This window comes from Shewanella sp. 38A_GOM-205m, from assembly GCF_000518445.1.
In the GTDB taxonomy this organism is placed as follows: Bacteria; Pseudomonadota; Gammaproteobacteria; order Enterobacterales; family Shewanellaceae; genus Shewanella; species Shewanella algae.
Genome location: NZ_JADP01000021.1, coordinates 1 through 17,114, shown reverse-complemented (window position 1 = coordinate 17,114; position 17,114 = coordinate 1). Strand labels below are relative to the sequence as shown.

The window sequence follows — 17,114 nt, the reverse complement described above, 5'->3', positions numbered from 1 at the left end:
CAGTAGGAGTGAGCGTGAGAAAGTTTTTTGGTACGGACGGGATCCGCGGCAAGGTTGGAGCGGGCAAGATGACTCCGGAGCTGGCACTTAAGCTTGGCTGGGCTGCCGGTAGGGTCTTGTCCCGCAGTGGTACCCGTAAAGTGATTATAGGCAAGGATACCCGGATCTCAGGTTATCTGTTCGAGTCGGCGTTGGAAGCCGGCCTGTCTGCCGCCGGACTCAATGTGATGTTAATGGGGCCCATGCCGACGCCGGCAGTCGCCTACCTGACCCGAACATTCCGCGCCGAGGCGGGGGTCGTTATCAGTGCATCTCACAATCCCTACTATGACAACGGCATCAAGTTTTTCTCCACAGATGGCAGCAAGCTGGATGACGAACTGGAACTGGAGATTGAAGCCGAGCTGGAAAAACCTCTGGTTTGTGTTGAGTCGCACCTGCTGGGGAAAGTCTCCCGTATCGATGATGCCGCCGGTCGTTATATCGAATATTGCAAAGGTAACTTCCCGGCGGATCAAACCCTCGCCGGGCTCAAGATAGTGGTGGATTGTGCTCACGGCGCTACCTATCACATTGCTCCCAATGTGTTCCGCGAACTGGGCGCCGAGGTAGTGACCATAGGGGATAAGCCCAATGGCATCAACATCAATGATCAGGTTGGCGCGACCTCCATGGCCAAGATTTGTGAGACCGTGGTCAGCGAAGGCGCCGATCTGGGTATCGCGCTCGATGGCGACGGTGACCGTATCATGATGGTCAATCGACAGGGTGAAGTGATAGACGGCGATCAGATCCTCTATATTCTTGCCTGCGACGCCCAAAAGCGCGGCATTCTTAAAGGCGGGGTTGTCGGTACCCTGATGTCCAATCTTGGACTCGAATTGGCACTCAAACAGCTCAATATCCCCTTTGCCCGTTCCAAAGTCGGCGACCGCTATGTAATGGAACTGCTGAAAGAGAAAGATTGGCGTATAGGGGGGGAGAACTCAGGCCATATCCTCAATCTGGATCATGGTACTACGGGTGATGGCATAGTGGCAGGTATTCTGGTGCTGGCGGCCATGCGTCGTCACAACGCCTCGCTGGACGAGTTGACTGAATCTATGAAGATGTTGCCTCAGGTCCTTATTAATGTTCGCTTTGAAGGCAACTCAGATCCGCTGGCATCACAACTGGTGAAAGACGCCCAGGCTCAGGTTGAGTCGCAACTTGGTGAGCGCGGCCGGGTCCTGCTGCGTAAATCCGGTACTGAGCCTTTGATCCGGGTGATGGTGGAAGGGGACGATGAAGCCCAGGTGCGCGCCCATGCCGAAACCATTGCCACCGCAGTCAAACAAGCGGTTTAAACTGGCCTTTTTTAGCTTAATCAAAGTAAAATTAATGACTTAAGCTGGAATTGTGAGCGATTTACTGAGTGCGAGCGCAAAAAGTAGCCGAACACACAGTAAATCGCAAAAATTCCGTAATCAGGTATTGTAAGTTAATAAGTGGTTCGCTATTATTCACGCCGCTTTCAGAGGAGATGGTGATGGCACTCAGACGTCCAATGGTAGCAGGCAACTGGAAAATGAATGGCAGCGCGCAGTTGGCGCAAGAGTTGTTCAAGAAGTTTGCCACCAAGCTACATAATGATTCTGTTGAAGTGGTTTTATGCCCACCAGCAATTTACCTGGAAAGCGTAAGGCAACTGCTCGAAACTAACAGAGAAACCCTGAACGGTTCTCTGGTTAGAATGGGGGCTCAAAACCTGAGTCAGCACGATTTTGGTGCCTACACAGGTGAAACCTCAGGGCGGATGCTGAAAGATGCCGGCTGTCGTTATGTGATAATCGGTCACTCGGAACGCCGCCGTATGTACGGTGAGACGAGTAATATAGTGGCAGAGAAATTTGCCGCAGCTCAAAAGCACGGTTTGACCCCGATACTTTGTGTCGGTGAATCGGGCCCGGCTCGTGAAGCAAGACGTACCTTCGAGGTGCTTGCCGAGGAGTTGGATGTGGTAATCGAAAAGAACGGTACCATGGCTTTTGATAATGCGATCATCGCCTATGAACCCCTTTGGGCTGTAGGGACAGGAAAGAGCGCAACACCGGAGCAGGCACAAGAAGTTCACGCGTTTATACGCAATCGCCTCTCTGAAGTGTCCCCTTATATCGGGGAAAATATCAGGATCTTGTACGGCGGCAGTGTCACACCGAGTAATGCTGCAGATTTATTCGCCCAACCTGATGTGGATGGTGGACTGATAGGCGGTGCTAGCTTAAACTCTACCGAATTCTTGAGTTTATGTACGATAGCAATGAGCGCTTAATATGAAAGAAGTACTGATGGTTATTTACTTGTTGGTAGCTTTGGGTCTGGTTGGACTCATCCTTATCCAGCAAGGCAAAGGGGCTGACATGGGCGCATCTTTTGGTGCCGGTGCTTCAGGAACCCTGTTCGGTTCAGCAGGTTCAGGTAACTTTCTGACCCGTACAACGGCGATTCTCGCTATCGCGTTTTTCACTCTCAGCCTGGTTATCGGCAATATGAGTGCACATCACGTGAAGCAGGAAACCAACATTATGGGGCCTGACGTAGAACAGACCCAACAGTCTGAGACCAAAATTCCAGACTAATACCGAATATGCCGAGGTGGTGAAATTGGTAGACGCGCAGCCTTGAGGTGGCTGTGACCTAACGGTCGTGCGGGTTCAAGTCCCGCTCTCGGCACCAATCTTTAACTGAGAAATGGATGTGAAATTTTCCTCAGTTATTGCAAGTAAAAGCTGAAATCAGTAAACTTGCAGCAGTTGACGCGGGGTGGAGCAGCTTGGTAGCTCGTCGGGCTCATAACCCGAAGGTCGTCGGTTCAAATCCGGCCCCCGCAACCAGCTCCCAGTGATGAATTGCGCTACTCTACAATTCATCCTGTTTACAGGTTCTTGAACATAATGACCTCGTGATTACGGGGTTTTTTGTTATCTGGGACTTTTAAATTTGCTGCCTTTTACGGCAGCTCAATACTGGGGCTATTAATAGCCCTTTTTTGTTTTTCGGGGGTTACCTTGGCAACATTAGAATCCAGACTCACAGAAATGCTTACTCCAGCAGTGGAAGGCTTAGGCTACCAGCTCTGGGGTATTGAATTTGTTAAGGCCGGCAAGCATTCAACCTTGCGGCTATTTATTGACAGTGAGAACGGCATTAATATTGAAGACTGTGCCAATGCCAGTCGTCAGGCGAGCGCCATTCTGGATGTCGAGGACCCTATCACTTCCGAATACACTCTGGAAGTCTCCTCTCCCGGTCTCGACAGGCCGCTGTTCACCTCTGAGCAATATGGTATGTACCTTGGAGAGGAAGCAAAGATTCAACTGACTATGCCGGTAGCGGGTAGTCGTAACTTAAAAGGTACCATCACTAAGGTGGACGGGCAGATGCTCACCCTGACAGTGGATGGAAAAGACTTGATTATTGCCTTGGATAACATCCGTAAAGGCAACCTGATCGCTAAGTTTTGATGGTTTCAAGGTGAACGAGGCAAGACGATGAATAAAGATATTTTGCTGGTCGCTGAAGCGGTTTCCAACGAAAAGGCTGTACCGCGCGAAAAGATTTTCGAGGCGCTCGAAATTGCGCTGGCTACCGCAACCAAGAAAAAGTATGAAGGCGATATCGATGTTCGTGTTGCCATAGATCGCAAAACCGGCGACTACGAGACTTTTCGCCGCTGGTTGGTGGTTGATGATAACGGTGAAGCGTTGGAAAACCCTTACCGTGAAATCACTCTGGAAGCGGCTCGTTATGAGAACCCTGAGATCCAGCCTGGTGAGTTCATTGAGGATGAAATTGATTCGGTACAATTTGACCGTATCACCACTCAAACCGCCAAGCAGGTGATAGTACAGAAAGTCCGTGAAGCCGAGCGTGCCCAAATCGTCGAGCAGTTTATCGACAAAGAAGGTGATTTGGTTACCGGTGTGGTCAAAAAGAGCAACCGCGACAGCGTAGTGGTTGATCTCGGCAACAACGCAGATGGCGTGCTGTTCAAAGAAGATCTGATCTCCCGTGAGACTTTCCGTCCGGGTGACCGTGTACGTTCTCTGTTGTATGCAGTGCGTCCCGAGGCCCGTGGTGCTCAGTTGTTCCTGACTCGCACCAAGCCAGAGATGCTGATCGAACTGTTCCGTGTTGAAGTACCGGAAATTGCCGATGAGATGATCGAAGTGATGGGCGCCGCCCGTGACCCAGGTTCACGGGCCAAGATCGCCGTGAAATCAAACGATCGTCGTATCGACCCTATCGGTGCCTGCGTAGGTATGCGTGGAGCCCGGGTACAGGCCGTATCCAATGAGCTCGGTGGTGAGCGTGTTGACATAGTGCTTTGGGACGATAACCCGGCACAATTTGTTATCAACGCCATGGCACCGGCCGATGTGGCCTCAATTATTGTTGACGAAGATAACCACTCAATGGATATCGCCGTCGAAGCCGATAGTCTGGCACAAGCTATCGGCCGCAATGGTCAAAACGTTCGTTTGGCTACACAGCTGACCGGCTGGGTACTGAACGTGATGACAGTGGAAGACATGAACAAGAAACATCAGGCTGAAAGCGCCAAAGTGATGGAGCTGTTCATGGGTGCGTTGGATGTGGACGAAGATTTCGCCCAGGTGCTGGCCGACGAAGGATTCACCTCTCTGGAAGAGGTGGCTTATGTTCCTGTTTCCGAGCTGTTGGCCATCGAAGGATTTGATGAAGACATAGTTGCCGCATTGCGTGAGCGCGCCAAGGCTGCCTTGTCTACCCGTGCACTGGCATCCGAAGAAGCACTGGATGGTGCCGAACCGAGTGAAGAGTTGTTGTCCATGCCTGGAATGGAGCGCCACCTGGCCTACGTTCTGGCAAGCATGGGTGTGATAACTCTGGAAGATTTAGCCGAGCAAGGCATTGACGATTTGATCGAAATTGAAGAATTGACAGAAGAAAAAGCAGGTGAGCTCATCATGGCAGCCCGCAACATCTGTTGGTTTGGCGAAGAAGCATAGTCGATCAACAGGGGGATTTAACTGATGGCAGAGACAACAGTAGAGAAACTGTCCACTGAAGTGGGAAAAAGCGTAGAGCGATTGATCGAGCAGTTTTCCAAGGCCGGTATCAAGAAAGGCAAGAATGACAGCGTCACCGAGGCCGAGAAACAGCAACTGCTGGACTACCTGAAAAAGCAACATGGTGCGGACAGTGCGCCCACCAAGATGACATTACAGCGTAAAACCGTATCGACTCTGAGTGTCGCCGGCAGCGGCGGCCAGTCCAAAGACGTCAAAGTCGAAGTTCGCAAGAAGCGCACCTTTGTGAAGCGTGACCCGGCCGAATTGGCCCGTCAGGCGGAAGAGCAGGCCCGTGCAGAAGCCGAAGCCAAAGCTCAGGCAGAAGCCGAAGCGAAAGCCAAGGCCGAAGCTGAAGCCAAGGCCAAGGTAGAAGCCGAAGCGAAAGCCAAGGCGGAAGCCGAAGCCAAAGCCAAGGCTAAAGCGGCTCAGGATGCCGGCAAAGCCAAGGAAGAGGTTAAGGCCGATCCCAAGACCAGCGCCGAGCAGGAAGCTGCCCGTGTTGAAGCTGAGCGTTTGAAAGCGGCTCAGGCTGAAGCTGTTAAGCGCAAGGCCGATGAAGAAGCCGCCCGTGCGGCAGCCGAAGCCCGTCGCCTGGCTGAAGAGAATGAAAAGCGCTGGGCCGAAGAAGAGCGTCAGCGTCTTGAAGCCGAGAAGCGCAGTGATCACCATATCACTACCTCTAAAGTGGCCCGCGCCGCCGAAGATACCAGCGATATGGATGAGGAGAAGCGTGGTCGTCGTTCACGTCACAAGAGTGCCGGTAAGAAACGTACCAAGGACTCCCGTGACGGTCGCGAGCGCAATATCCGTAACCGTGCGCCTCAATCCATGAACCATGGCTTCAACAAGCCGGTTGCCGCGGTAAACCGCGATGTACGCATAGGTGAAACCATTACTGTGGCCGAGCTGGCCCAGAAGATGGCCATCAAAGCCACTGAAATCATCAAGACCATGATGAAGATGGGCTCTATGGTGACCATCAACCAGGTACTGGATCAGGAAACTGCCCAACTGGTTGCCGAGGAGATGGGCCATAAGGTTGTGCTTATCCGTGAAAACGAGCTGGAGCATCAAGTTCTGGCCGACCGTGACGGTGAAGATGTTAAACTGGAGCCACGTGCGCCGGTTGTGACCATCATGGGTCACGTTGACCACGGTAAGACCTCGCTGCTTGACTATATCCGTCGCACCAAGGTTGCGGCCGGTGAGGCCGGTGGTATTACCCAGCATATAGGTGCCTACCATGTAGAAACCGACAACGGCATGATCACCTTCCTGGATACTCCAGGCCACGCCGCGTTTACCGCTATGCGTGCCCGTGGTGCCAAGGCCACTGATATCGTGGTTCTGGTTGTGGCTGCCGATGACGGCGTAATGCCTCAGACCATTGAAGCTATCCAGCATGCCAAGGCCGGTGGTGTACCGCTGATCGTGGCAGTGAACAAGATGGATAAGCCCGAAGCCGATATCGACCGCGTCAAGAGCGAACTGTCCCAGCACGGCGTGATGTCGGAAGAGTGGGGCGGTGACAACATGTTTGTGTTCGTATCTGCCAAGACAGGTATGGGCGTGGACGAGCTGCTGGAAGGTATCTTGCTGCAAGCCGAGATCCTCGAGCTCAAAGCCGTACGTGACGGCATGGCCGCCGGTGTGGTTGTTGAGTCTCAGCTGGATAAGGGCCGTGGTCCTGTTGCTACCGTCCTGGTTCAGGAAGGTACTCTGCGTCAGGGCGATATCGTTCTGTGTGGTCTGGAGTACGGTAAGATCCGTGCCATGAAGGATGAAAACGGTAAGAGCATCACTGAAGCCGGTCCGTCGATTCCGGTTGAGATCCTGGGTCTGTCCGGGGTGCCTTCTGCCGGTGACGAAGCGACTGTTGTTCGTGACGAGCGTAAGGCCCGTGAAGTCGCCCTGTATCGTCAGGGTAAGTTCCGCGACATCAAGCTGGCGCGTCAGCAGAAGTCCAAGCTGGAAAACATGTTTGCCAACATGACCGAAGGCGAAGTGAAAGAGCTGAATATCGTGCTCAAGTCCGACGTACAGGGTTCTTTGGAAGCCATCGTCGACTCGCTGACCCGTCTGTCTACCGAAGAAGTGAAAGTGAACATCATAGCCAGTGGCGTAGGTGCACTGACCGAGACAGATGCGACTCTGGCAGCGGCGTCCAACGCCATCATGGTGGGCTTCAACGTCCGTGCTGACGCTCAGGCCCGTAAGACCATCGAAAGTGAGAGTGTGGATTTGCGCTACTACAGCGTAATCTATGACCTCATCGACGAAGTCAAGTCGGCCATGAGCGGTATGCTTTCTCCTGAATTCAAGCAGGAGATCATTGGTCTGGCTGAAGTGCGCGATGTGTTCAAGTCGCCTAAACTGGGTGCAATCGCCGGTTGTATGGTGACCGAAGGTATCGTTAAGCGCAGTGCACCTATCCGGGTTCTGCGTGAGAACGTGGTTATCTATGAAGGTGAGCTTGAGTCTCTGCGTCGCTTTAAAGATGACGTTAGCGAAGTTCGCAATGGCATGGAATGTGGTATCGGCGTGAAGAACTACAATGATGTTCGCGTAGGCGACCAGATTGAGGTGTTCGAAACCGTCGAGGTTGCCCGTACCCTGTAACGACAACATCGAAAAGGGCGGCTGAGGCCGCCCTTGTTGATTTTGGGGAAGAATACTATGGCAAAAGAATTTAGTCGTACCCGGCGTATCGCACAGCAACTGCAACAGGAGCTGGCGCAGGTACTGCAGCGTGATATGAAAGATCCTCGTGTAGGCATGGTCACTGTCAATGACGTGGAAGTCTCACGGGATCTGAGTTATGCAAAGGTGTTTGTCACCTTCTTTGAAGAAGACCCTGTCAAGGTCGACGAAAAGCTGGCTGCACTCAACAAGGCAGCGCCTTATGCCCGCACCTTGGTTGCCGGCAGAATGAAACTCAGGGTGATGCCTGAGCTGAGATTTGTCTATGACAAGTCTCTGGTCGAGGGGATGAGAATGTCCAACCTGGTGACCGAGGTCATCAATCAGGACAAGGCCAAACAGCAGACCTTTGGCACCGAGTCTCAAGACAAGGATGAGGAAAACAACTGATGGCGCGTCGTCCCAAAGGCCGTTTGGTCGATGGTATCGTCCTGTTGGATAAAGACACTGGCATGAGTTCCAACTTTGCCCTGCAAAGGGTAAAGCGGATCTACAACGCCGCCAAGGCCGGCCATACCGGCGCGTTGGATCCTCTGGCGACAGGTATGCTGCCCATCTGTCTTGGCGAAGCCACCAAGTTTTCCCAGCACCTGTTGGATGCCGATAAACGCTATCTGGTGACAGCCAAGCTTGGAGAGCGCACTGATACCAGCGATTCTGACGGTGAAGTGGTACAAACCCGGCCGGTTGAGTTTTCCATGACTCAACTGGAAGAGGCACTGGAGCATTTTCGCGGCGATAGCATGCAGGTGCCTTCCATGTACTCGGCGCTCAAGTATCAGGGCCAACCCTTGTACAAGTACGCCCGGGAAGGCAAAGAAGTGCCCCGCGAAGCCAGGCCTATTCATGTCTACGAGCTCAAGTTCATCTCTTTGGAGAATGACGAGCTGACGCTGGATATTCACTGCTCCAAGGGCACGTACATTCGCACTATCGTAGATGACTTGGGCGAAATGCTTGGCTGCGGCGCACATGTGATCATGCTGCGCCGCACTCAGGTGGCGGGTTATCCCTATGAGCGCATGGTTAGTCTGGCACAGCTTGAAGCCTTGCTGGAACAGGCCATGACCGAAGAGCGGGTGCCTTCCGAGCTGTTGGACCCTTTGCTGCTTCCCATGGACACTGCGGTTGCCGACCTTCCCGAGTGCAATGTTCCCGATGCCATGGCCGGATATTTGCTTAATGGTAACCCGGTGCGGGTCGCCAAGTTGGAAGCCGATACTCTGGTGCGGATCACCTTGGGTGACAGCAAGCGCTTTATCGGTGTTGGTATGATGAATGACGATGGTTTGTTGGCTCCCAAGCGTTTGGTGGTGTTGCCTGAGGCAAAAAGCTGAGCTTGACTTGCGATCTACGGCCCTTGAGGTTATTATGTCGCGCCCTTGGCTGAGTTAGTGATCGGCTGGGGAAACTATCAAGACTATTTTGGAGAGACACATGTCACTAAGTACTGAAGCGAAAGCGAAAATCCTGGCTGAATTCGGCCGTGGCGAAAACGACACTGGTTCTACTGAAGTTCAGGTTGCACTGTTGACTGCTCAGATCAACCACCTGCAAGACCACTTCAAAGAGCACACTCACGATCACCACTCACGTCGTGGTCTGCTGCGTATGGTTAGCTCTCGTCGTAAGCTGCTGGCTTACCTGAAGCGTACCGAGGTTGCTCGTTATACCGCTCTGATCCAGAAGCTGGGTCTGCGTCGCTAATCGCGAACTGTACCAAAAGAAGAGGAGGCCCAGGCCTCCTTTTTTGTATCTGCAATTTGGGGCAAGCTTATTGAAATCATGCCCTTTTCTGTGCGCTTTCATCCTAACCTGTCTTTAAAAATTCTGCCCAGGCATTCTCTTTGAGCACGGGCTTTTCAGAGTGAGTGAATGCAGCGAAGCTTATCGGCTCAAGCTCAGCTTAGTTGGCCATCCAGCTCCAGGATCCTGGCGTTATTCGGGATGATGTACTTGGCCTCAAACTCTTCCAGTGACAGCGGCTGACTGAAATAGAAGCCTTGACCTATGGCGCAGTGATTTTGCTTCAGCCACTCAAGTTGCTGCTCGTTCTCTATGCCTTCGGCGACAATTTTCAGATCCAGTTGCCGTCCCAACATCAAAATAGTGGAAGCTATTGCGCTCTCTTGGGGCAGGTCGGTCACGAAACAGCGGTCAATCTTCATGGTGGTGATTGGCAAGTGTCTCAGATAGGAAAGGGATGAGTAACCTGTACCGAAGTCATCGACGGCAATACCGAACCCTGCGGATTTAAGTTGCTCCAGCTTGCTGATTGCCAACTCAATATCATTCATCAGCGAGGTCTCGGTGATCTCCACTTCCAGCAATTCGGGCTTTATCTGATAGCGCAGCGCCATCTGTTTGATATCCGGTACCAGGCTGGCGTCAGCAAACTGCTGTGAGGCTACATTGACGGCGATAGGAGTGCTGAAGTTATAGCGTTTTTGCCAGCGGCGCAGCACCCGGCAGCTTTGCTCTATGACCCAGCGGCCGATAGGGATGATGATCCCGGTTTCTTCCGCCACGGGAATAAACGACATGGGGCTTATCAGACGGCCGTCTTTTTGCCAGCGGATCAGCGCCTCACATCCCATCAACTCGCCGGTCTCTATATTGACCTTAGGCTGAAAGTGCAACAGGAATTCGTTGTTACGGATGGCATCGTGCAGGGAGGCTTCGGTGCGCAGTCTCACCGCCGCTCGCTCTGTCATCTGTTGCTTGAAGAAAGCCCATTGGTTGGAACCGGCGGCCTTGGCACTGTACATGGCGATATCGGCATGACGAATAAGATCTTCGGCGCTCAGACCATCTTCGGGGTAGATGGAGATACCTATGGAAGCGGCCGGGTGAATGGCATGTTCGTTGAGCTGCACCGGAGTATTGAGCTGGACCAGCAACTTGTCGACAAAGTCGGCGGCCTGGGTCGGTGATTGGATTTCATCGGCCAGGATCACAAACTCATCGCCGCCTAGACGGGCCACTGTGCCCTTGTCACCGACCACCCGCTCCAAAATGCGGGCGATTCTTGCCAGAAACTGATCACCCACCGCATGACCCAGGGAATCGTTGACGTTTTTGAACCTATCGAGGTCGATAAACAGTAGGCTGAAGTTACGTCTGTGTACCCTGGCGCGTTGAATGGTGACGGCTATGGTTTCAAGTAGCAAGGTACGGTTGGGCAGGCCGGTGAGTGGATCCCGGGTCGCCATTTTACGCAGCTTGCTTTGGGTCTGGCTGAACTGTTTGAGGATCTGGTTGAACTTGGAGGTAACCAGCCCCAACTCATCATCTTTGTGGTTGGCCGATACCGGCAGCATGTTTTCATCCGGTGATTCCGGGTCAATTTTGTCTATCGCCTCGCTGATACGGGCGATAGGCTGAGTCAGAAAACGGTGAAACACTATGGACAGCACCAGAGTCAGAAACAATGCCCTGGCCAGGGTGGCGGCAAAACTGAACTGCAACTGGCTGATAAGGCTTTGGGTCAGCTCTCGGGTATCATAATTGATAGTGAGCGTGCCTATCAGTTGCTCTTTTTGCGCACCTTCAAAATAAAAGGGCCGTTGCAGTGGCCTTGATATCTGCTTGAGATCGCCAAACAGTTTGAGACTGATATCCCCGAAAGTATCTGAGGGCTCCGGGCGGCTGCTGCCGAGATTCACGAATAGAGAGTTGTCGTCCAGAGTGATCTTGGCCGAACCGACATGGTCTACCTTCATCACCCCTTCAAGGGTTTGCCGGGCCAGATTATCATCCAGCGCCCAGACAGCATTGGCGGCAGGCTGCTCCACAGAATCGAGCAGCTCCTGCTGGCTGCTGATCAAGGACTGCCTTTCTGTAGTCACCACTATCAAAATTTCGATGATAAAAATGGCAACGGCAAAGAATAGCGCAGTGAAAACCACCAGATTGGTCTGCTTCCAGGTGAGTGATTTGAACCTGGCAGTATTCATCTGCCTCTTCCTGCTTTGTAGTCGAATTCTATATTCAAGGCTAGTCCAAATTGGTAGCAATGCAGCAACTTGTGGTTGATATAGTCCACTTTAGAAAAAAGAAGCGCCTTTGTCATCATCTGGCACTCTTTATCTATTCAAGATGTTTGCAGTATACTTACGCGCGAAATTCAAGGTTATTAAATTAAGGAATGGGTCAAGTGAATCCTATTGTAAAAAGTTTTGAGTATGGTCAACACACAGTCACTCTGGAAACAGGGGTTATTGCACGCCAAGCCGATGCAGCCGTTCTGGCCAGCATGGGCGATACTACAGTTCTGGTGACTGTGGTTGGCAAGAAAGAAGCAGACCCAAGCCGTGACTTCTTCCCGCTGACTGTTAACTATCAGGAAAAGACTTACGCAGCCGGTAAGATCCCTGGTGGTTTCTTCAAGCGTGAAGGTCGACCATCTGAAGATGAAACACTGATCGCCCGCCTGATTGACCGTCCTATCCGTCCACTGTTCCCTGACGGCTTCACTAACGAAGTCCAAGTGATCATCACTGTGGTTTCTGTTGATCCACAGATCGAGCCAGACATTGTGGCCATGATAGGTACCTCTGCTGCTTTGGCTATTTCCGGTATTCCATTCAATGGTCCTCTGGGGGCGGCACGTGTCGGTTACATCAATGGCGAGTACGTGCTGAATCCTGGTGCAGAATTGCGTGAAAACAGCCAGCTGGATCTGGTTGTTGCCGGTACTCAGAGCGCCGTGCTCATGGTGGAATCTGAAGCCAAGGCCCTGCCTGAAGAAGTGATGCTGGGCGCCGTGGTATACGGTCACGAACAGCAGCAGGTGGTGGTTAATGCCATCAATGAACTCAAGGTCGAAGCCGGTAAGCCTGCTTGGGACTGGACAGCTCCTGTTGCCAACGAAGAGCTGGTTGCCAAGGTTAAGGCGCTGGCCGAAGAAGGTCTTACCGCCGCTTACCAGATCATCGCCAAGCATGAGCGTCGCGATGCGGTAGTTGAAGTCAAGAAAGCCGCTATCGAAAAGCTGCTCGAGGAAAACCCTGAGCTGGATCAGCGTGAGCTGGACGGCCTGCTGGGTAGCCTGGAGAAGAAAGTGGTTCGTAGCCGCATCATCAAAGGTATGCCTCGTATCGACGGTCGTGAGCCTGATATGGTGCGTGCCCTGTCTGTGATGGCCGGCGTGCTGCCACGTACTCACGGTAGCGCCCTGTTTACCCGTGGTGAAACTCAGGCTTTGGTGACTTGTACTCTGGGTACCGAGCGTGATGCGCAGAAGATTGACTCCATCATGGGCGAGCGTACCAACCGCTTCATGCTGCACTATAACTTCCCTCCATACTCTGTCGGTGAAACCGGCATGGTGGGTTCACCCAAGCGTCGTGAAATCGGTCACGGTAAGCTGGCATGGCGTGGTATCAACGCAGTAATGCCTTCTGCCGAAGAATTCCCATACAGCGTGCGCGTAGTATCTGAAATCACTGAATCCAACGGCTCCAGCTCTATGGCGTCTGTATGTGGTACTTCTCTGGCGCTGATGGATGCCGGTGTACCTATCAAGACTTCTGTTGCCGGTATCGCCATGGGTCTGGTGAAAGAAGGTGATGACTTCGTCGTACTGTCTGACATTCTGGGCGATGAAGATCACCTGGGTGATATGGACTTTAAAGTGGCCGGTACCCGTGATGGTGTAACTGCACTGCAGATGGATATCAAGATTGAAGGTATCACTAAGGAGATCATGGAAATTGCGCTGCAGCAAGCCTATGGTGCCCGTGTGCATATCCTCAATGTAATGGATCAGGCCATTGGCTCTGCCCGTGACGATATCTCTGACCATGCTCCACGTATCACTACCATCAAGATCAACCCTGAGAAGATCCGTGAAGTGATAGGTAAGGGCGGTGCAACTATCCGTGCACTGACCGAAGAGACAGGTACCACTATCGAGTTGGAAGACGACGGCACTGTGAAGATTGCTTCAAACAATGCCGATGCCACCAAGGAAGCTATCCGCCGTATCGAAGAGATCACCTCTGAAGTGGAAGTGGGTCGCATCTACAAGGGTAAAGTTATCCGCATCGTTGACTTCGGTGCCTTCGTTAACATATTGCCTGGTAAAGATGGCCTGGTACACATCTCTCAAATCGCTGAAGAGCGTGTGGCCAACGTATCCGACTACCTGCAACTGAACCAGGAAGTTACCGTTAAGGTAATGGAAGTGGATCGTCAGGGCCGTGTGCGTCTGTCTATCAAGGAAGCACAACAAGCCGCTCCAGAAGCAGCCGAGTAAGCTTTCATAGCATGAGAAAAGGAGACCTTGGGGTCTCCTTTTTTATTGCCACCACTTAAATTATCTTGGATTTGCCACTGCGGCTTGATAGCGTAGGCACTGCTGTATTGCTATGATTGAGCCTGCATTGGGATATGACAAAGGAAGGATTGGATGAGTTTTAATCTGCGCGCCGCTGTGTTTTCTGTACTGGCCGGAGCCAGTTTGTTGACTTCGGGATGCGCTTCCCTGCCGGCGTCTGAAGCCAACAGTGAATTGTTGGTCGCCCCTGTCTTGCCGGACTATAAGTTGGAAGTTACTCTGGCAAAACTCAACGAAATCCTGGCCAGAGCAGAGCTGACCACAGAGCAACGCGCCCGTTTTCATTATGATCGCGGCGTTATATACGACAGCGTGGGCTTGAGGATCCTCGGACGTATCGATTTCCATCAGGCGCTGAAATTGCAACCGGATTTGGCCGATGCCTATAACTTCCTCGGTATCTATTACACCCAGGAAGGTGAGTTTGAAAGTGCCTACGAGGCGTTTGATGCGGTTCTTGAATTATCGCCTGAATATGATTATGCCTTTCTCAATCGCGGAATTGCCCTTTACTATGGCGATCGCAAAGAGCTTGCGGCCAAAGACATGGAAAGCTTTTACCTCAAGGATGAAAGCGATGGTTACCGGGCGCTGTGGCTATATCTGACCGAATATGAGCTCTCTCCCCAGGAAGCACTGGCAAGGCTGCAGTTCAACCGCACCCGTCTGGATGACAATGCCTGGGCGACTGTGCTGGTCGACTATTATCTGGGCGCGGTTGACGAGTCCCAAGTGTTTGCCATGGCCAAGAGTGGCCTGACTCACCCCAAAGAATATGCCGAGCGCTTGTGTGAAGCCTATTTCTATTTGGCCAAGGTGGCGACCGAGCAAGGCCATAAGGATAAGGCCGCCGATTATCTGCGCCTGGCGCTGGCTACCAATATCTATGATTTTGTCGAGCACAGATATGCCAGAATGGAACTGGCATTGCTGGAGCAAACGCCGCAACCTGTACAACAGACAGCTAACTGATCTGCCTTTATCTGACAATCAAAGGCCTTGCCTAGCCAAGGCCTGAGTGAGGCGCTATAATTTGCGCCTTTTTCAAGCGTCATAAGTGTACGGAAGAACATGTCAGGTATTAAAGTCGAAGTGGACAAGCGCCGCACCTTCGCCATCATTTCTCACCCGGATGCGGGTAAAACCACCATTACAGAGAAAGTCTTGCTCCATGGCCGCGCCATTCAATCTGCCGGTACAGTGAAAGGTCGTGGCTCGTCTCAGCATGCAAAATCTGACTGGATGGAGATGGAAAAGGAGCGGGGGATCTCGGTCACGACTTCTGTGATGCAGTTCCCCTACAACGACTGCCTGGTTAACCTGCTGGATACCCCAGGCCACGAAGACTTCTCTGAGGATACCTACCGTACCCTGACAGCGGTGGACTCCTGCCTTATGGTTATTGATGCTGCCAAAGGGGTTGAGGATAGAACCCGTAAGCTGATGGAAGTGACGCGGCTGCGTGATACCCCTATCGTCACCTTCATGAACAAGCTCGACCGGGATATCCGCGATCCGATGGAATTGCTCGATGAAGTGGAAAACGAGCTCGATATTCTCTGTGCTCCGGTCAGCTGGCCTATAGGCTGTGGTAAGTCTTTCAAAGGCGTTTACCATATCCACCGCGATGAAACCATCCTGTATCAAACCGGTCACGGTCACACCATTCAGGAAGTGAAGATACTCAAAGGATTGGATAACCCTGAGTTGGACCAAGCTGTTGGCAGCGATCTGGCAGCGCAGCTGCGTGAAGAGATGGAGTTGGTAACCGGCGCCTCCAATGAATTTGCTCTCGAGCTGTTCTTAAGTGGTGAGCTGACACCTGTGTTCTTCGGCACCGCCCTGGGTAACTTCGGGGTTGACCATATGCTGGATGGCCTGACCGCCTGGGCCCCCAAGCCAATGCCAAGACAGACCACTGAGCGTTTGGTCGAAGCCGGTGAAGACAAGTTTTCCGGTTTCGTTTTCAAGATCCAGGCGAACATGGATCCCAAGCACAGAGACCGTATCGCCTTTATGCGTATCGTTTCCGGCAAATACACCCAAGGCATGAAGATGAAGCATGTCCGTATAGGGAAAACCGTCAGTATTTCCGATGCGGTAACCTTTATGGCCGGTGACCGTGAGCGCGCCGCCGAAGCCTATGCCGGTGATATCATAGGCCTGCACAACCATGGCACCATTCAGATAGGTGATACCTTTACCCAAGGTGAAGAGTTGAAGTTCTCCGGGATCCCCAACTTTGCGCCGGAGATGTTCCGCCGTATTCGCCTTAAAGATCCATTGAAGCAGAAACAGTTGCTTAAAGGCCTGGTGCAGCTCTCGGAAGAGGGGGCCGTGCAGGTTTTCCGCCCTCTGGACACCAATGACCTTATCGTTGGCGCTGTTGGGGTGCTGCAGTTTGAGGTGGTAGTAGCCAGACTCAAGTCGGAATATAACGTGGAAGCCATCTATGAGGCCATCAACGTGGCAACCGCGCGTTGGGTCTACTGTGACGATGCCCGCAAGTTGGAGGAGTTCAGACGCAAGTGCTCCACCAACCTGGCGCTGGATGGTGGCGACAACCTGACTTATATTGCCCCGACCATGGTTAACCTCAATTTGTCCATGGAGCGCTATCCGGACATTGAGTTTGCCAAGACCCGGGAACACTAAATCATAAAGGTGGAGCTTGCTCCACCTTTTTTATTGTCACCCCAAAACCACCTCCTATGGAGGTGGTGATCGTCAAGTCGGGGCTCAGCCCGAAGAGTGCCCATACTGCATACTGACTCGGTTTGTTACCAGCAAATCAAGGAGTAAGCAGTATGAGCCGATATGAAAGTGCATCGCACGTCTTCTATCGCTGTCAGTATCACATTGTATGGACACCAAAGTATAGACACAGGATCTTGAAGGGCCGAGTTGGGCAGGAGGTTTGTCGCAGTATTTATATCTATAGCGGCATGAAGAAGTGTCGGATAGTAGAGCTAAATGTCCAG

The 17,114-nt window shown here is 52.3% G+C and carries 14 protein-coding genes and 2 tRNA genes; 15 read left to right on the top strand and 1 reads right to left on the bottom strand.

All coding sequences use genetic code 11. From position 1 onward, the window contains the following. Window positions 1-8: 8 nt before the first annotated feature. The 11 genes from glmM (at window position 9) to rpsO (ending at window position 9,500) form a co-directional block, all read left to right on the top strand. On the top strand, window positions 9-1,346 hold the full coding sequence (gene glmM, locus N512_RS0113420) for a phosphoglucosamine mutase (protein ID WP_025009930.1): 1,338 nt from the start codon (window positions 9-11) through the stop codon (window positions 1,344-1,346). 182 nt (window positions 1,347-1,528) lie between these two features. Beyond that, window positions 1,529-2,311: a triose-phosphate isomerase gene (tpiA, locus tag N512_RS0113415; protein ID WP_025009931.1), complete on the top strand. Its 783-nt coding sequence runs from the start codon at window positions 1,529-1,531 to the stop codon at window positions 2,309-2,311. 1 nt (window position 2,312) lies between these two features. Then, a complete protein-coding gene (gene secG / locus N512_RS0113410) occupies window positions 2,313-2,618 on the top strand; it encodes a preprotein translocase subunit SecG (RefSeq protein ID WP_025009932.1) in 306 nt (101 codons plus the stop codon). A 10-nt stretch (window positions 2,619-2,628) separates the two neighbouring features. Next, window positions 2,629-2,715: transfer RNA gene (locus tag N512_RS0113405), tRNA-Leu, on the top strand. Window positions 2,716-2,796: 81 nt separating this feature from the next. After that, window positions 2,797-2,873 (top strand) — tRNA-Met (locus N512_RS0113400). Window positions 2,874-3,047: 174 nt separating this feature from the next. Beyond that, window positions 3,048-3,503: a ribosome maturation factor RimP gene (rimP, locus tag N512_RS0113395; RefSeq protein ID WP_025009933.1), complete on the top strand. Its 456-nt coding sequence runs from the start codon at window positions 3,048-3,050 to the stop codon at window positions 3,501-3,503. Window positions 3,504-3,530: 27 nt separating this feature from the next. Beyond that, window positions 3,531-5,030: a transcription termination factor NusA gene (gene nusA, locus N512_RS0113390; RefSeq protein ID WP_028780659.1), complete on the top strand. Its 1,500-nt coding sequence runs from the start codon at window positions 3,531-3,533 to the stop codon at window positions 5,028-5,030. Window positions 5,031-5,054: 24 nt separating this feature from the next. Further along, window positions 5,055-7,712, top strand: coding sequence for a translation initiation factor IF-2 (gene infB / locus N512_RS0113385; RefSeq protein ID WP_025887923.1), 2,658 nt, complete (start codon window positions 5,055-5,057; stop codon window positions 7,710-7,712). Between the two features lie 57 nt (window positions 7,713-7,769). Next, on the top strand, window positions 7,770-8,183 hold the full coding sequence (rbfA, locus tag N512_RS0113380; protein ID WP_025009934.1) for a 30S ribosome-binding factor RbfA: 414 nt from the start codon (window positions 7,770-7,772) through the stop codon (window positions 8,181-8,183). Then, window positions 8,183-9,130: a tRNA pseudouridine(55) synthase TruB gene (truB, locus tag N512_RS0113375; protein ID WP_028780658.1), complete on the top strand. Its 948-nt coding sequence runs from the start codon at window positions 8,183-8,185 to the stop codon at window positions 9,128-9,130. Before rbfA ends, truB begins: the two co-directional genes overlap by 1 nt. A gap of 100 nt (window positions 9,131-9,230) precedes the next feature. After that, the gene (rpsO, locus tag N512_RS0113370; protein WP_028780657.1) at window positions 9,231-9,500 is read left to right on the top strand and encodes a 30S ribosomal protein S15; all 270 of its coding nucleotides are present in this window, start codon (window positions 9,231-9,233) and stop codon (window positions 9,498-9,500) included. Between the two features lie 194 nt (window positions 9,501-9,694). Here the strand turns inward: rpsO and N512_RS0113365 are convergent, their stop codons facing one another. Next, window positions 9,695-11,749 (bottom strand): EAL domain-containing protein, encoded by a 2,055-nt coding sequence (locus tag N512_RS0113365; RefSeq protein WP_028780656.1) that lies wholly within the window; start codon window positions 11,747-11,749, stop codon window positions 9,695-9,697. A 200-nt stretch (window positions 11,750-11,949) separates the two neighbouring features. Here N512_RS0113365 and pnp point away from each other — a divergent pair, with 200 nt between their 5' ends. From pnp to N512_RS23055, 4 genes are all read left to right on the top strand, one after another. Then, window positions 11,950-14,052 carry a polyribonucleotide nucleotidyltransferase gene (pnp, locus tag N512_RS0113355; RefSeq protein ID WP_028780655.1) on the top strand — a complete coding sequence of 701 codons (2,103 nt, stop codon included), beginning with the start codon at window positions 11,950-11,952 and terminating at the stop codon, window positions 14,050-14,052. A 153-nt stretch (window positions 14,053-14,205) separates the two neighbouring features. Further along, window positions 14,206-15,105: a lipoprotein NlpI gene (nlpI, locus tag N512_RS0113350; protein WP_028780654.1), complete on the top strand. Its 900-nt coding sequence runs from the start codon at window positions 14,206-14,208 to the stop codon at window positions 15,103-15,105. A gap of 99 nt (window positions 15,106-15,204) precedes the next feature. After that, complete coding sequence (gene prfC, locus N512_RS0113345) at window positions 15,205-16,788, top strand: peptide chain release factor 3 (protein WP_028780653.1); 1,584 nt, start codon at window positions 15,205-15,207, stop codon at window positions 16,786-16,788. A 152-nt stretch (window positions 16,789-16,940) separates the two neighbouring features. Further along, window positions 16,941-17,114, top strand: a 174-nt coding sequence (locus N512_RS23055) for a transposase (protein WP_037475059.1), incomplete at its 3' end; no start/stop codon positions are given.

What these genes read in the sequence shown, in the direction of transcription:
- tpiA (WP_025009931.1), top strand. Translation starts at nt 1,529, where the DNA reads ATGGCACTCAGACGTCCAATGGTAGCAGGCAACTGGAAAATGAATGGC.
- truB (WP_028780658.1), top strand. Translation starts at nt 8,183, where the DNA reads ATGGCGCGTCGTCCCAAAGGCCGTTTGGTCGATGGTATCGTCCTGTTG.
- nlpI (WP_028780654.1), top strand. Translation starts at nt 14,206, where the DNA reads ATGAGTTTTAATCTGCGCGCCGCTGTGTTTTCTGTACTGGCCGGAGCC.
- nusA (WP_028780659.1), top strand. Translation starts at nt 3,531, where the DNA reads ATGAATAAAGATATTTTGCTGGTCGCTGAAGCGGTTTCCAACGAAAAG.
- secG (WP_025009932.1), top strand. Translation starts at nt 2,313, where the DNA reads ATGAAAGAAGTACTGATGGTTATTTACTTGTTGGTAGCTTTGGGTCTG.
- infB (WP_025887923.1), top strand. Translation starts at nt 5,055, where the DNA reads ATGGCAGAGACAACAGTAGAGAAACTGTCCACTGAAGTGGGAAAAAGC.
- rbfA (WP_025009934.1), top strand. Translation starts at nt 7,770, where the DNA reads ATGGCAAAAGAATTTAGTCGTACCCGGCGTATCGCACAGCAACTGCAA.
- N512_RS0113365 (WP_028780656.1), bottom strand. Translation starts at nt 11,749, where the DNA reads ATGAATACTGCCAGGTTCAAATCACTCACCTGGAAGCAGACCAATCTG.
- rpsO (WP_028780657.1), top strand. Translation starts at nt 9,231, where the DNA reads ATGTCACTAAGTACTGAAGCGAAAGCGAAAATCCTGGCTGAATTCGGC.
- prfC (WP_028780653.1), top strand. Translation starts at nt 15,205, where the DNA reads ATGTCAGGTATTAAAGTCGAAGTGGACAAGCGCCGCACCTTCGCCATC.